The organism is Granulicella sp. L60, assembly GCF_009765825.1.
Lineage (GTDB): Bacteria > Acidobacteriota > Terriglobia > Terriglobales > Acidobacteriaceae > Edaphobacter.
In genome coordinates, this window is record NZ_LMUR01000010.1 from 21,411 (window position 1) to 36,802 (window position 15,392).

Consider the following 15,392-nt stretch of genomic DNA (forward strand, 5'->3'; position numbering starts at 1 on the left):
GCAAACACCCCCACCCACATCCACCTCTGGCTATCCCGCCGCCGCGTCACCAGCAGCCAGTAGCTCAAGGCGCAAAGCGTGATCACCACATACAGCCTCGGCACGCTCAGCAGCGTCCACGGCATCGCCGCCCCAATCCTCGCCCACCCCGGATACCCAATCGCCGCGTACAGCGCCACCAGCCCCACGCCACCCGCCACGCCCCAGCGCTCCTCCATCGTCCGCCACATCAGGCACACCGGCAGAATCAGCAGCACAAAGTGATACCCCGCAGGCAGCGTCGAGATCGCCAGGCTTCCCACCAGCACTGCCGACCACTCCAGCCCCAACCGCCTCGGACTATCATCCCCAGGCTCAGCCAGCAGCAGCGCAGGCGCAAACAGAAGCGTCTGCACCACCGGCAGCAACACCGCCAGCATCCAAGCCGCCCGCAGCGCAGGATGCGGATTCAACTGCGGCTCATACACAAACAGCCGATGCAGCAGCGTAGCCACCGACGCCGTCGAAGGCGAATAAGGATCCAGCCCCTCCCCGCGCAGCGCCCACGGCAGCACCTGCCTCACCAGCACCCGGTTCACCTGCCAGCCGAAGAACCCCACCGACAGCGCCGCCGAACCCAGGCATCCCACCACCCCTCCCGCAAAGGCCTTCATGTCCCTCTTGCGCAGAAAGTAGCCCAGGTAAAGCACCGGAAACATCTTCAACCCAAACCCCACCCCCACCAGCAGGCCAGCCGCAAACCGCCTCTGCCGCACATAACACCAGCACGCCAGCGTCAGCACCAGCAACAGCAGCAGATAGTACTGCCCATACAAAAAGTTCTTCTCCAGCGGTATGCTCAACGCCGCCACCAGCGCAATCCGCCTCCACGCCAGCCCGCTCATCTGCCGCAGCAACACCACAACCGCCGCCACCATCGCCAGGTTCAACATCAGCCACGCCCGCTTGGCCATCAGCGGCTGCATCCCCGTCAACGGCCATACCGCCAGCGCCGAGAACGGCGTACTCGGCACGAACCCCACCACCGTCTGATCGATCGCCCGATGATCCTTCTGGCGCTGCAGCCAGACCCACTCATACATCCGCGAGGTATCGTTGCCCTCCCGTGCCAGCCGCGCCGTCAGGTAGTAGTCCGGAAAGTCCGTATTCAGCGTCTTCCACGCCGCGGGCATCGCATGCAGCGCAAAGTAAGCCGTCATCACGGCCAGCAACGCCCACTCTACACACCGCAACCATCGCCCGTTAGCCTCGCCGAAACGAACCCCACCCCCCGCCGGACGATCCACGACAAGCCGATCTTCAGAAAGATTCACCATCGCAGGGAGTCATCACACACACTAGGCATCGTCATCAGTAGACGTAGTGTAGATTCCCCATCCCACCCTCTACTTCAAGTGTTTGTCCTTTGTTTGTCTATTATTTGTCACCCAATCCCGTACGGATCCACTGTTGCCAATGACCTCATAGGTGCCTTTGCTTTTGCCCTTATCGTTGCTCTTGCCGTCGCCCGCCCCTTTGGTTGTCATTCCCGAAGGGAATCTGCGTTTGTCGTTGTCCTTGCCGTTGCTTGTTCCTTTGTTTGTCATCCCGCAGGAATCTACTCCCGCACCCGTCTTCCTACTCAAGCACAAAAGAAAAGACCCAGCGCAAGCCGGGCCTTTTCTTACAGAGCAGGGAAGTCCACACCTAATGCTTAATAAGCCACATCATCCAGCTAGCCACAATCGTCCCACCCACAAATAGCGCGAAGCAAAACGCCCCAAACCGAATCATCAGCCTCGGCTCCGACCGCTGCGTAATCCCGAACACCACCGAAGTAAACAACGAGAACAAAATCACCGCACCAAAGTGAGAGATTGTCACGAGCGCTTCCTCCCCGTCGCCAGCGAGTGCGCATCCACTGCCGCAATAATATTCAGCAGCCCGGCCACCACCATGAACTTCGTCCCATAGTCCGCCGTCGTCACCTGCACCGTCACCTGCCCAAGATCCAAAATCCGAGCCAGCACATACAGCAACCCGGTCCCAAGATCCCCGACAAAGTTCAGTATGTCAAGCAGATCGCCCGTGTTCGGGGAGTAGACCTTGCCCTTCAGCAGAAGCCCAATCGTGAACATCGCCACAATCGACACAAAGAGAAGGCCGCCGCGAATCCACTTGCGCTGCATAAAGTGCCCTGCGCCCGGAATCAGCCAACCGGCAATCAACACCATCGTCGCCATCGAGGAAGAGCGTCCAGCCGTCCGCGCCGGCGTTTGCACATGAGTCGTCATCGTCACTCCAGATGATATCAGCTACACGCGAACCAGCTCCGCCTGCATGCGCCCCGTCACCTCGGCCCTCCCCTTGCGCGCCATCATGTTCACCTCGTTGCGCACGCCAAACTCCCCCGGAAAATAGATCCCCGGCTCCACCGAGAAGCACGTATCCGCCAGGATCAGCCGTTCATCATGCGTCTCCAGATTGTCCAGATGCGCCCCGTTGCCATGCAGAATCGACCCGATGTTATGCCCCGTCCGATGCGTAAACCACTCGCCGAACCCAGCCCCGCGAATCACCTCGCGAGCCGCATCGTCCGCCTGCCAACCCGCAATCGGCGTCCCTGCCGCAAACGCCGTCTGCACCGCACCCACCGCCGCATCCCGAGCATCGCGCACCGTCCGAAACACCGTCTGCTCCCGCTCGGTAGGCTCGCGGTCCACCACACCCGTCCACGTAATGTCATACCAAACTGCATCCGGCCGTCCCGCAACCTTCGCCCAGATATCGATCAGCACAAAATCCCCCCGCCGAATCGCCCGCGACGAAGCCTGCGTCGGCTCATAGTGCGAGTCCGCCGAGTTCGGTCCCGCGCTCACATTCGGCCCATGCTCTGTCACCAGCCCCTCGCGCTCGATCGCCTCATTCAGCCAAGCCACCATCTCAAACTCATGCGTCCCCGCGCTCGACCGCGCACGCTCCCCCATCACCCTCCAACCCTCAGCCAGAATCGAGTCGATCTTCTTCTGCGCAACGAAGTGAGTCGCCATCTGCTCCTCCGTCAGCACCGCCTCGAACTGGCTCACCAGGTCAGCCGAGCTCACAATCTCCTTGCCCATCCCTCGCAGCATCTCCACCGTTCCCGCGTCCACCAGCGACACATACATAATCGCGTTGCGCGGCGAGTACTGCATCGCAATCCGTGTCTGCCCCGTCAGCATCTCCTCCAGCCGGCCCTCCAGCTCCTGCCACGACGAGTACACCGCCTTCGACCCCGGCAGCGAATCCAGCCGCCCCGCCTCAATCCGGTGTACGAGCTTCTTCGGCTCACCCTCCGCCGGCACAAAGTAGAACCACCGCCGCGTCACATGCAGCCCATCCCCCAGCCCCAGAATGCGATACCCCAGAGGGTCGCGGTAGTGATGATCGTAAAAGAGCCAGCCCTGCACCTTCTCGCCGCGCAGAGCCTTCTGAATCCCCAGAATATCCATCCGTCGATTCTATCTTTCCAAACCCACTGCTTCCACCGGGTCAGCCTCGCAACGGCAAGTCAGGCCGCACCACGTCAATCCGCACACGTCAGTCCTTGAGCGAACCGATCTTCGACGCATAGATATAGCCCGCGTTCCGTTCTTCCGTAGGATAGCCGCCGTCATCGAGCCACTTCACGCGAAACCCGCTCTCCTTCAGCCGCTGGATAATCTCAGTCGGGTCGCCGACGGTGTTGTGAACCTCCATCGCCAGGTTATCCACCCCATCCAGCCACCGTACAGAGTCGCGAAAGATCCCGAACTCAGCGCCTTCGATATCCATCTTCAGGAAGTCGACATGTTCAATCCCATAGAGGCTCATCAGCTCTTCGACCGTGATCGCCAGGCTGGTATCGAACTCAAACGGATCGCACATGGCGTGGAGCGCCGCCAAGTCATGACGCACCGACTCCCCGCACAGAACCCCTCGATGTAGCTTCAACCCCGGCACGCCCTCCAGCTTCGTGCGATGAGTATTGTCCGGATAGGTAAAAGGATCGATGCCGACAACCCGGCCTTCAGGCCCAGCCAACTGTTTCAACAGGCTCGACACCACGCCCATATTGCATCCCAGATCAAGGCAGCTATCGAAGTTAAGTTGTTTGAACTCCCGAGAGTAAATCCTGCGAACGAAGAACTCTCGCAGGAAGGCATACCCGTTGCCCTCCGTGGTATTGATCGAATCGACATCCACGTCCAGGTCTCGCCCCAGCAGGTGAAACCGCAGCACACCTCGCATCGCATAGTCCGCGGAGTAGAACTTGCGCTCTCGCACCACTGTCAGAGCATGTTGCACCAGCGCGCCATACCAGCGAATAGCCTGGGACTTTGGCATCGCATTCCACGTTTGGATTACATCATCGGCTAGACGTCTCATCTGTTGAGCCATATCAGCATGGTAATCGCGCCATATTAAATAATGGCGGCGTCGAAATCTCCCAACCCAGTGGCCGATAGAGCGGAGTGCCGAAACGGCGGATACAACAGCTGCGCCGCAGCCACGCAATCCAAAAACGATGAGCAAAAAACCAAAGGGCCAGGATCGCTCCCAGCCCTCCAGCAACAAAACATCTTTTGAATCTACTGCTATGCGTTGACGGAGTTCTCCGCAGCTGCGGCCGTTGCCGCCGCCTCACGTTCCTTCTCCGCCTTCTCTGCCTTCCGCGCAGCAGCCGAGTTCTGACCCAGCTCTGCAGCCAGCGTCTCGGTGGTGAACGACTCAATCACGTCGCCGACACGAATGTCCTTGTGTCCGGCAAGATCGATACCGCACTCCACGCCCTGACGAACCTCGGACACATCGTCCTTGAACCGCTTGAGCGAAGAGATTCTGCCCTTCCAGACCTCGACACCCTCGCGCAGCAGACGTACCTGCTGATCGCGCTTGATGAGTCCGTCCGTGACACGGCAACCGGCAATCTGACCGACCTTCGTGATCTTGAAGACGTTGAGCACCTCGGCGCGTCCAGCGTAGTTCTCCTTGAACACAGGCTCAAGCAGACCGTACATCGCCTTGGTAATCTCGTCCTGCAGCTCGTAGATGATCGAGTGCAGACGAATCTCCACGTTCTCGCGTTCTGCCACTTCAGACGACTTCCTGTCAGGCCGCACGTTGAAGCCGATGATGACCGCGTTCGAAGCCGAAGCCAGCAGCACGTCCGACTCTGTGATCGCGCCCACACCGGAGTGCAGCACGCGAACCCGAACCTTCTCGGTCGACATCCTCTGCAGCGAATCGGCCAGCACTTCCACCGAACCCTGCACGTCGCCCTTCAGGATCAAGTTCAGATCCTTCATGCCAGCCTGCTTGATCTGTTCTGCCAGACCCTCCAGCGACACACGCGAACTCTTGGCCAGCTGTGCCTCGCGCTCCTTCATCTTGCGGTACTGCGCAATGCCCTTGGCCTTGTCGCGGTCCGCCATCACCAGGAACGTATCGCCCGCATCCGGCATGCCTTCGAGTCCGAGGATCTCCACCGGCGTAGACGGTCCAGCCTCTGTGATCGAACGTCCACGGTCGTCGAACATCGCGCGGATCTTACCGAACGTGTTGCCGACGATGTAGCTGTCGCCCAGATGAAGCGTACCGTTCTGCACCAGGATCGAAGCAACCGCACCGCGGCCGCGATCGAGCTTGGCTTCGATGACCGTTCCAACCGCTGGACGCTCCGGCTGAGCCTTCTGTGCGTTCGTATCGGCAACGTAGCAGATCATCTCTTCGAGACCGTCGAGATTGATACGCTGCTTCGCCGACACTTCTACGAACTCGGTGTCTCCGCCCATGCTGGTCGCCTGCACGCCGCGTGCTGCCAGTTGCAGCATCACCTTGCTTGGGTTGGCATCCGGCTTGTCGATCTTGTTGACCGCGACAATAATCGGCACCTTCGCCGCACGAGCATGGTCGATCGCTTCGATCGTCTGCGGCATCACGCCGTCATCCGCAGCAACGACGATGACCACGATATCCGTGATCTTCGCGCCGCGTGCGCGCATCCGTGTAAAGGCCTCGTGACCCGGTGTGTCGAGGAAGACGATCTCGCGGCCAAACGCCGGAGAGTCTGGCTTCGTCACATGCACCTTGTACGCTCCAATATGCTGCGTGATTCCACCAGCCTCGCCGCCCGCAACATCGGTCGAACGAATCGCGTCGAGCAACGACGTCTTCCCGTGATCGACGTGGCCCATGATGGTGACCACCGGAGCCCGGACAACCTCCACCATGCCGGTCGTGTCTTCGAGGAAGCCTTCAATGGCCTCGTTCTCCAACTGTTCCTCAACCGAGATGACCTGTGCATCCGCGCCGAACTGACGCGCAACGTCCTTCACCAGCTCGCCCTCGAGCGACTGGTTCACCGTCACGAACACGCCCTTCATCAGCAGCGTGGCGATCAGGTCCTTACCGCGAACGTCCAGCTTCTCGGCCAGATCCTTCACGCTGATGCCTTCAGTCACCGTAATCGTGCGTGTAATCGGCAACGGCTCGCGAGAGATCTGCTGCCCGCCGTAACGCGGTGGCGGCTGGAAGCCCTTCATCGGGCCTTCCTTGGTCTTCTCGTAGCGCTGTCCGCCGCGACGCTGTCCAGGTCGTGCCGCCGGACGCATGCCGCCCGGAGTCTCACCCGGCCCAGGCATCACGCCAGGAGCGCCGCCCGGTCCACCAGGACGCGCGCCAAATCCAGGACGTGCGCCAAACGCAGGACGCGCTCCGCCCGGAGCAAATCCAGGACGCCCAGGCGCGCCGCCGGGGCCGCCAGGACCACCGGGGAACGTGCGCGTCGGATGCATCGGACGACGAGCGCCAGGAGCACCCGGAGGCATCGGACGCGAGCCCGGTGCACCCGGCTGTCCAGGCCGTGGGCGCTCAAAGATAGGACGGCTGCGCGCCGGGGTTCCAGGCGCAACCGGAGGTGCAGTATAGGTAGGCCGCGGGCCGGTCTGCGGCATGATCACGCGCCGCGGAGGAGGTCCAGCGGGCACAACCGGAGCCGCAGGAGCAGCCTCGACCGGAGCCTCAGGCTTCAACTCCGCAGCAGGACCGGCAACCGGTGCCGCACTCTCATGAGCAGGAGCCGAAACAGGAGCAGCCACAGTGGCAGAAGGAGCCGGTGCCGAAACCACAGCGGCAGGTGCATCAGCCACGACAGCAGCGGGCGCAGACTCAACAGCCGGAGCTGTAGTCGGTGCAACGACAGGCGCAGGCTTGGCCGCAGCAGGAGCCGCCACGACCGGAGCAGCCACCGCAGGACGATCCTGCGAAGCTGCCGGTGCAGCCGCAACCACCGGCGGACGCACAATCACGGGGCCGACAGGAGGCTTGCTCGCAATAGCGGGCGCAGGCGCAACAATATTTGCCTGTTGGCGTGGAAGCGGAACGATGCGGCGAGGAGCAGGAGGCGCTCCCGGCACAGGCGGAGCCACCGCAACAGCCACCGGAGCAGCCACAACAACGCGGGGCGGCACCGATCCTGTCGCAGAGGCAGCTACAGTTGCAGCCGGAGCCACAACCACGGCAGTCGGACGCGGCGGCGGAGCCTTGCTCGCGGCCTCGGCCTGTTGCTTGCGCTCCAGAATCGCCTTCAGAGCATCCCCAGGCTTCGACACCTTCGACAAGTCAAACTTCGGCTTGGCGTCCGCGGGCTGCCGGTTGGCGCTGCCTCGGCTGCCATTCTTGAAGTAGTCCCGGACCTTCTCGGCCTGGTCGGCTTCGATCGAACTGGAGTGGGTCTTTCCGCTGACGCCGATTGCTTCGAGCGCGTCCAGAATAGGCCTGCTCTTTACTTCCAGTTCTCGTGCCAGATCGTTGATTCGAACTTTGCTCATCCGTCCCTTTTCGCTTCCTTGCGCCCTTAGCTGTTCATATCAGCCTCATCGAGGTAGGAATCTTTATTGTAATTATCCCTGAATCCGCAGTCTTCGCGCTCCAGGAAGTGGAGTGGTGCATGGCCGAAACCGCTAGCCACGATCGTTTCCGTCGTCGATGCCCTCATCGGAGTTCTCCTGGCTCTCATTCACCAGGGAGTCCACGGCATCGTTTTCCAACTCAATTCTCTCTTCGCGAGCATCCGCGTCGCTGAAAGCATCGCTCAGCGACTCGGACTCTTCCTCGTCAGCAATATCCTCTGTCGAAACGTCGTTGACTTCCTCTGCTTCGCCAAACCCTGCCTCATCGGCAAGAATGGCCTCCGGTGTCTTCTCCATGGAACTCTCCTCCGCCTCTGCTGCCGCGACAACTGCTGCAACCGCGACAACCGGCCGTTCTTCACCCTCTTCGTACTGACCGAAGTAGTGACGAACCGCGACCGAGATCTTCTCCACGGTCTTCTCGCCAATCCCCGGAACCTCTTCCAACTGCTCCGGCGTCATATCTGCGAGCGCCTCAACCGTCGTAATCCCAGCCGCGATCAGCTTCTCCAGAACCGCCTCGCCAAGCTCCGACACCTGCTCAATCGGAGTCGTCGGGCCGCCGGACATCGCCTGCATCTGCTGCTCGACCTCCTGGCGCTTCTCCTCTTCGCTCTTGATGTCGATCTTCCACTGCAGCAGCTTCGCCGCCAGCCGAACGTTCTGCCCCTTCTTGCCGATCGCTAGCGACAACTGCGTATCGTCGACGATCACCTCGATCTGCTTATCCGCCAGGTCAACAATCGACACCCGGCTCACCTTCGCCGGCTGCAACGCCTTCTCCGCAAACGTCGTAATCTCCTCGGAGAACTCGATGATGTCGATCTTCTCGCCGCGCAGCTCGCGAATAATCGACTGAACCCGCATGCCCTTCATGCCAACGCAGGCGCCGACCGGGTCGACATCCTTATCCCGGCTCATCACCGCAATCTTCGTCCGTTCGCCGGCCTCGCGTGCAATCGCGCGAATCGACACCGTACCGTCGTAGATCTCCGGAACCTCGCTCTGGAACAAATTCTGCACCAGCGCCGGCGCCGCCCGCGACACGATCACCTGCGGCCCCTTCGCCGCCCGGTCCACACGCAGCAACACCACCCGAACCCGCTCGCCCACGGCGAACTGCTCCAGCCGCGACTGCTCCCGCTTCGGCATCCTCGCCTCGGCCTTGCCCAGGTCGAAGATCACATCCATCGGCTCCAGCCGCTTCACCGTCGCGTTCAAAACCTCGCCTGCGCGGTGGTTGTACTCGTTGAACACCGTATCCCGCTCCGCCTCGCGAACCTTCTGGAAGATCACCTGCTTCGCCATCTGCGCAGCAATGCGGCCTAGCGGAGTCGTGTCTTTGTAGAAGCGCAGTTCGCCGCCGATCTCAACCTCCGGAGCCAGCTCACGCGCCTGCTCCAGCGTCATCTGGTTCACCTCGTCCTCCACCTGCTCGGTGGTCTCGACGACGGTCTTGTACACATACGCACGAATCTCGCCCGTCTCGCGGTCCATCTCGGCGCGCATATTCTCCTGCGTCTTGTAGTACTTGCGCGTCGCAAGCGCAATCGCATCCTCTACCGCGCCTACAACCACCGCCGGTTCAATACCCTTATCGCGGCTCAACGTTTCAATCGACTGATACAGAACACTTGCCATGATTCACTCGTCCTTCATTCTTTCGCCGACTCATCATCGGTTTAGTTCATTGATCTAAATCTCTTGCGTATCTCTATAGATGCAGATGCCATGGAAAGCAGACCGCCGAATCCCTAACCGCGATCTACCGTCCAGCGACTAGATCTCCGCAACCAGATTCGCCTTCTCCACGTTCGTCAGCGAGATAGCGATCGTCTCTTCGGTCACGGCCTTCTTCGCCTTGCCCTTCTGTTTGATGGCCGAAAGATCGATCGTCAGCACGCCATCGGAAAACTGTGTCAACCGGCCCTGCCAATGCCTGTTCTTGTTCACCGGGGTGAACGTCTGAACCTTGATTACACTGCCCTGAAACCGGATATAGTCCTCCGCCCGAAGCAACTTCCGCTCCAGACCCGGCGAAGACACCTCCAGGGTGTACTCCGCCCCCGGAATCAGGTCTTCCACATCCAGTACCGTGCCGAAGTCCTGCGCAAACACCGCGCAATCCTCGTGCGTCACACCCGACAGCATCTCGGCCGGAACGCCCTTCGGCAGATCCTCTACCTTACCCTCTGCGGCCAGCGCGGCCAGCTTGGCTCGCTCCTCCGCGCTCTTTTCTACATACACGCGCAACGTGCGAAACTTCACGCCGCCCTGAAACTCCACGTCCACAAGCTCCAGGTTGTGCGATGCGGCGACGCGCTGCGCGGTAGCTCGAATTTCGTCCAACTGGACTGCCATAGGCGATACTTTCGCTTCCGTTTCCGTGCGCTTCCAAACGCTTTTTAGAGCAAATAAAAAGTGGGCTTTGGCCCACTCATCTCCTCCGTCAAATCACCGGTGCGCTCACGGCCATCTACTTACCGACGGAACAAAATCGTCTGCAAATCTGATGATACATCGAGTCCCTGAAGAATTCAATGCCGATATCGCCCCGCCAACCGCCTCAAACCCCGTACTGCTGATCGCTCACATGCTCCATCCAATCCACCGCCTTGCCGTCCAGCCGCTCCTGGATCGCGATATGCGTCATCCCCGTCGTCGGCGTCGCCCCATGCCAGTGCTTCTCCCCCGGCGCAAACCACACCACATCCCCCGGACGAATCTCCTCGACCGCGCCACCCTCTCGCTGCGCCCATCCGCACCCCGCCGTCACCACCAGCGTCTGTCCCAACGGATGCGTATGCCACGCCGTGCGCGCTCCCGGCTCAAACGTCACACTCGCCCCCGCAACATGTGCCGGATCAGGTGCCTGAAACAGCGGATCGATCCGCACCGTGCCCGTAAACCACTCCGCGGGACCCTTACCCGACGCCTGCGATCCAACCCGTTTGATCTCCATCCCCCCATTCTAATGGCTCCAATGAACCGAGCCGCCATAAGGAGCCAGACCACCACAAGCACGCCGCCAACCCACGATGAATACCCCATGAAGCCTTTGTCTTTTCCGGCCATCTAATTTGCTATGAGCCGCAGGCAACTCTACAATCATTCAAATCCCGCGAAATTTAGGCTTCCCACAAGCCTGCCTCATCGCCCGGAAACCATAAAAACATGATCATCACTCCGATTCCCGAAGCCCTTACTTTTGATGACGTTCTCCTCGTCCCTGCTTTTAGCGATGTCGTTCCCACCCAGGTCAGCACCCAGACCCAGCTCACCCGCAACATCACCCTCAACACGCCCCTGATGTCCGCCGCGATGGATACCGTCACCGAGTCGCGCCTCGCCATCGCCATGGCCCAGCAGGGTGGCCTCGGCGTCGTCCACCGCAACCTCACCATCGAGCAGCAGGCAGGCGAGATCGACAAGGTCAAGCGCTCCGAGTCCGGCATGATCGTCGACCCCGTCACCATCGGTCCCGACCGTCCCATCGCCGACGCCCTCGAGGTCATGCGCCGCTACAAGATCTCCGGCGTCCCCGTCACCCGGAACAAAAAACTCGTCGGCATCCTCACCAACCGCGACCTCCGCTTCGTCTCCCGCACCGACCTCCGTATCGAGGAGGTCATGACCAAAGAAAATCTCATCACCGTCCCCGTCGGCACCACCCTCGAGCAGGCCGAGCAGATCCTCCACCAGCACCGCGTCGAAAAGCTGCTGGTCGTCAACGATGATTACGAGCTCAAAGGCCTCATCACCGTCAAAGACATCCAGAAAAAACTCAAGTACCCCAACGCCTCCAAGGACTCGCAGGGCCGTCTCCGCGTCGCCGGAGCCATCGGAGCCACCGGGGACTTCCTCGAACGCGCCGCCGCCCTCGTCGCCGCCCGTGTCGACGCCCTCGCCATCGACTCCGCCCACGGCCACTCCTCCCGCGTCCTCGAAGCCGTCGCCGAGGTCAAAAAGCACTTCCCCCACATCGACCTCCTCGCCGGAAACATCGCCACCTACGAAGGCGCCCTCGCCCTCATCGACGCAGGCGCAGACGCCATCAAGGTCGGCATCGGCCCCGGCTCCATCTGCACCACCCGCATGGTTACCGGAGCCGGCATGCCCCAGATCACCGCCATCTCCGAGGCCTTCCGCGCTGGCCAGGAGCGCAATATCCCCATCATCGCCGACGGCGGCATCAAGTACTCCGGCGACGTCACCAAGGCCATCGCAGCCGGAGCCAGCGTCGTCATGATGGGCTCCCTCTTCGCTGGCGTGGACGAGTCGCCCGGCGAAACCATCTTGTATCAAGGCCGCTCCTTCAAGGCCTACCGCGGCATGGGCTCTCTCAGCGCCATGGCCCAGGGCTCCGGCGAGCGCTACTTCCAGGGCAAGGAAGATATGAACGACGCCGCCAGCACCGAGCGCCCCAACCTCACCGCTCGCGAGACCACCAGCTCCAACCGCCTCGCCAAGTTTGTCCCCGAGGGCATAGAAGGCCGAGTCCCTCACCGCGGACCCCTCGAGAGCATGGTCTACCAGCTCGTCGGCGGCCTCCGCTCCGGCATGGGCTACCTCGGCTGCAGCACCATCGCCGAACTCCAGACCAACGCCCGCTTCATCCGCATCTCCAACGCCGGCCTCCGCGAGAGCCACGTCCACGACGTCATCATCACCCGCGAAGCCCCCAACTACCACGTCGAATAACCCATCCCGCAAGTGCGAGCTTTAGGCAGTATCGACATATAGCCTGAGCGCAAGGGATGGATGGATATACAAAGTGATGGATATCGAAAGCGTCATCCTGACGTCTGTGATGGATTGATTTAAAGCGTCATCCTGAGCGTAGCCTCTCGCAGTTTTATCGCGAGAGGCGCAGTCGAAGGACCCGCCATACGCTCAACGTGCCAATACTCTCTCCTTACTTCGCACCACATCATCCCAGCTCCGCATTCCATAGGTCGATATCACCTAGGTAGCTAGAGCTTCAACCTCGGGTCTAAGCCTTTGCTTCTGAGGTAACCCAAGGCTTTAGCCTTGGGCCTCCCAGCCCTGCAAAAAAGGGGGGCTTAGCCCCTGGGGTATGTCTTCCTATCCCAGCCAAGGCTGCCGAAGCAATCCAAAAACCTGTCAACCCCCAAAGCCCCCAAAACCCGCGCCAGACAAGGCGATTCGCGTTGCGTACCAGATACCCCCGACCCGTTATACTGGATATAGAGAACAGAAAAGCCCCGGCCAAACCGGGGTTTTCCTGTTTAACCCCATAACCCGTTTAGAAAGAAATATTTACCCGTAACCCGTTTCGAATGAAAATTTTGCAACCATCAAATTTCGCAAGTCACTCAAAAATAGACAGTTAACTACACCCACCCCCCAGGGGGAGGGGTACCCATCTTCGACCCGAGCATGACCACCGCAAGCTAACTCCGCGTTCCCGGTCAAGACACAACCGATTAAATCTTCCGAAGTCTCTGTTGACCCCGCGAAAGTCAGTAAGCCTAACTTCATCAAGGGCGCCCGTCATTCTGCATCTCCTCTACAAGACGGCAACGCCGCCAAGGAGATTCGCACATGACCGACTATCGCGTAAGCCAGGGAGATGTTCAGGAAGATCAGATCACAGCAGCCATCGAGAAAGTCACCGCCCAGGTGCCGTCAAGCGCCTACCTCGCCGCAGCACTCGCCTCCATGGCCGTCTCAGTCGCCTTCAAGGCCGCTAAAAAGACAGACATGGCCCTCTTCGTAGGACAGTGGGCCGCGCCCTTCCTCATCCTCGGCATCTACAACAAGCTGGTCAAGCTCCACGGCTCCGACGGCACCACCCACGCCTGAAAAAACCACTAACTCACCAGCAAACTACCAGAGCACACCATCAATCGGCGTCGTCGCCTCCGGCAGCTCCGTCTCTCCGAGGAGCTGTCGCAGATTGATGTCGATTGTCGTCGTAATCGACGTCAGCGGCACATCGTAGATCGTATTCTCGAACGGATCCTCGAGGTCCCGTCCAATCTTGTCCAGCGCCAGGAAGATGAATCCCACCAGCGTCGAACCCAGCGGCGTAAACCAGCCCATGCTCGTCACCAGCGCCAGCGGCAGAAGCACGCAGTAGATCTGCACAAAGAGCTGCGGAAAGTAGTCATACTGCTTCGGCATCGGCGTGTTCTTGATCCGCTCCGCTCCGCCCTGCGCATCGATCAGGTCGTCCAGATTCCCATCCATCGCCCGCCATTGCAGCGCGTCGATCCATCCCCGCAACTGGCACTCACGCAGCATCGTGCCCATCGCTGTCTGGATCGCCAGCGGAACGTTCTTCTGGCCCCGCAGAGCGTCGATCTCTGCCTCTGTAAGCAGCGGCTTCAGCTCCTCCCACGGATCGAGCTTCCGCAGATGCTGCCGCAGCGCATGCACATACGCAATCTGGTGATGAACCATCCGCTGCTGCATCGCCCTCAGCTCAGCCGCTTCCTCCGCCCGCGCAGGCAGCATCGCCGTCACAACTAGCCTTCCCCAGCTGCGGGAGTTGTTCACGATCGCTCCCCACAGCGTTCGCGCCTCCCACCAGCGCGCATACGACGACTGGTTCCGGAACGCCACCACAATCCCGATCGCCGACCCGAAGAGCGCCAGCGGAATATGCGGCAGCGCGACCCAGCTCCAGTGCATGTACTGATACGCGGCCACGACGCCGAGATCGTACACGACCAGCACCAGTAAAGGTCGGCCGACATACTGCATCATGCGCCAGACCTGCCGGCTGCGCGGAGCGATCATGCAGGCTCGCCCTTCGCGTGTTCACCCTTTGTAGTCACCGGCACAAACACGCGGCCGCCATCCTCCGAGATCCTCACCTCACCCTTGCCGATGTCATACACCCAGCCGGAGATCGTCAACTCCTCCCGCGCCATCGCCCCAGCCACCGAAGGATGAGTCCGCAGATGCTGCATCTGCAGCAGCACATTCTCCTCCGTCAACCGGCGCAGCACGTTACTCGGCGTCTCATCCGGCTCCGCCAGCGAACTCGCAACGCTCAACGCTGCATGCGCATTCGTCAACCAGCTCTTCACCGTCGGCATCGTCTCCAGCCCCTTGGGATTGAGCAATCCCTTCATGGCCCCGCAGTCGCTATGCCCGCATATCACCACATGCTGCACCTTCAGCGCCGACACCGCATACTCGATCACCGCACTGACGCCGCCCAGCATCTCCCCATAGGCGGGGACCAGGTTGCCGATATTCCGCGTCACAAACACGTCGCCCGGCTTCGACTGCGTAATCAACTCCGGATCGATCCGGGAGTCCGCGCAGGTAATGATGAGCGCATGCGGCCTCTGCGGTTCACTCCCAGCCTTCAGATAGGCCTCCTTGTTCTCCGGATAGACCTCGCTGCGAAACTGCCGAATCCCTGCCTTCAGCTCTTCCAGTGCTGCATCCATATCTCACCCCTATTCATAATTTTTTTTTGAAGATCACCCTGCATCTTCAAGGAGC

Annotated in this window: 13 protein-coding genes; 2 read left to right on the forward strand and 11 right to left on the reverse strand. The window is 60.7% G+C overall.

Annotated features, from left to right (window positions below; genetic code table 11):
- The 9 genes from GSQ82_RS03465 to GSQ82_RS03500 all read right to left on the reverse strand — a co-directional run.
- The coding region (locus GSQ82_RS03465) for a glycosyltransferase family 87 protein (protein WP_158790637.1) at positions 1–1,316 on the reverse strand (1,316 nt) is incomplete at its 3' end.
- 370 nt (positions 1,317–1,686) lie between these two features.
- Complete coding sequence (locus tag GSQ82_RS24490) at positions 1,687–1,863, reverse strand: hypothetical protein (RefSeq protein WP_174243032.1); 177 nt, start codon at positions 1,861–1,863, stop codon at positions 1,687–1,689.
- Positions 1,860–2,273, reverse strand: a complete 414-nt coding sequence (locus GSQ82_RS03470; protein WP_158790638.1) for a DUF6677 family protein — start codon at positions 2,271–2,273, stop codon at positions 1,860–1,862. Before GSQ82_RS03470 ends, GSQ82_RS24490 begins: the two co-directional genes overlap by 4 nt.
- 21 nt (positions 2,274–2,294) lie before the next feature.
- Positions 2,295–3,470 carry a Xaa-Pro peptidase family protein gene (locus tag GSQ82_RS03475; protein ID WP_158790639.1) on the reverse strand — a complete coding sequence of 392 codons (1,176 nt, stop codon included), beginning with the start codon at positions 3,468–3,470 and terminating at the stop codon, positions 2,295–2,297.
- An 88-nt stretch (positions 3,471–3,558) separates the two neighbouring features.
- Entirely contained in the window at positions 3,559–4,344 is a 786-nt protein-coding gene (locus GSQ82_RS03480; protein WP_158790640.1) for an FkbM family methyltransferase, read from the reverse strand.
- A 251-nt stretch (positions 4,345–4,595) separates the two neighbouring features.
- Positions 4,596–7,829: a translation initiation factor IF-2 gene (gene infB / locus GSQ82_RS03485; RefSeq protein ID WP_158790641.1), complete on the reverse strand. Its 3,234-nt coding sequence runs from the start codon at positions 7,827–7,829 to the stop codon at positions 4,596–4,598.
- A gap of 132 nt (positions 7,830–7,961) precedes the next feature.
- Positions 7,962–9,551, reverse strand: a complete 1,590-nt coding sequence (nusA, locus tag GSQ82_RS03490) for a transcription termination factor NusA (RefSeq protein ID WP_158790642.1) — start codon at positions 9,549–9,551, stop codon at positions 7,962–7,964.
- Between the two features lie 138 nt (positions 9,552–9,689).
- Complete coding sequence (rimP, locus tag GSQ82_RS03495; protein ID WP_158790643.1) at positions 9,690–10,271, reverse strand: ribosome maturation factor RimP; 582 nt, start codon at positions 10,269–10,271, stop codon at positions 9,690–9,692.
- Between the two features lie 205 nt (positions 10,272–10,476).
- Positions 10,477–10,872, reverse strand: coding sequence for a cupin domain-containing protein (locus tag GSQ82_RS03500; RefSeq protein WP_158790644.1), 396 nt, complete (start codon positions 10,870–10,872; stop codon positions 10,477–10,479).
- Positions 10,873–11,084: 212 nt separating this feature from the next.
- On the opposite strand from GSQ82_RS03500, the gene guaB reads away from it, so the two are divergent.
- Both guaB and GSQ82_RS03510 read left to right on the forward strand, forming a co-directional pair.
- Positions 11,085–12,611, forward strand: a complete 1,527-nt coding sequence (gene guaB / locus GSQ82_RS03505; RefSeq protein WP_158790645.1) for an IMP dehydrogenase — start codon at positions 11,085–11,087, stop codon at positions 12,609–12,611.
- Positions 12,612–13,475: 864 nt separating this feature from the next.
- Positions 13,476–13,736, forward strand: coding sequence for a hypothetical protein (locus tag GSQ82_RS03510; RefSeq protein ID WP_158790646.1), 261 nt, complete (start codon positions 13,476–13,478; stop codon positions 13,734–13,736).
- Positions 13,737–13,760: 24 nt separating this feature from the next.
- On the opposite strand, the gene GSQ82_RS03515 is transcribed toward GSQ82_RS03510, so the two are convergent.
- Together GSQ82_RS03515 and GSQ82_RS03520 are read right to left on the reverse strand one after the other, a co-directional pair.
- Entirely contained in the window at positions 13,761–14,675 is a 915-nt protein-coding gene (locus GSQ82_RS03515) for a bestrophin family protein (RefSeq protein ID WP_158790647.1), read from the reverse strand.
- A complete protein-coding gene (locus GSQ82_RS03520; protein ID WP_158790648.1) occupies positions 14,672–15,337 on the reverse strand; it encodes a carbonic anhydrase in 666 nt (221 codons plus the stop codon). The genes GSQ82_RS03515 and GSQ82_RS03520 overlap by 4 nt, the downstream gene beginning before the upstream one ends.
- Between the last annotated feature and the right edge of the window lie 55 nt (positions 15,338–15,392).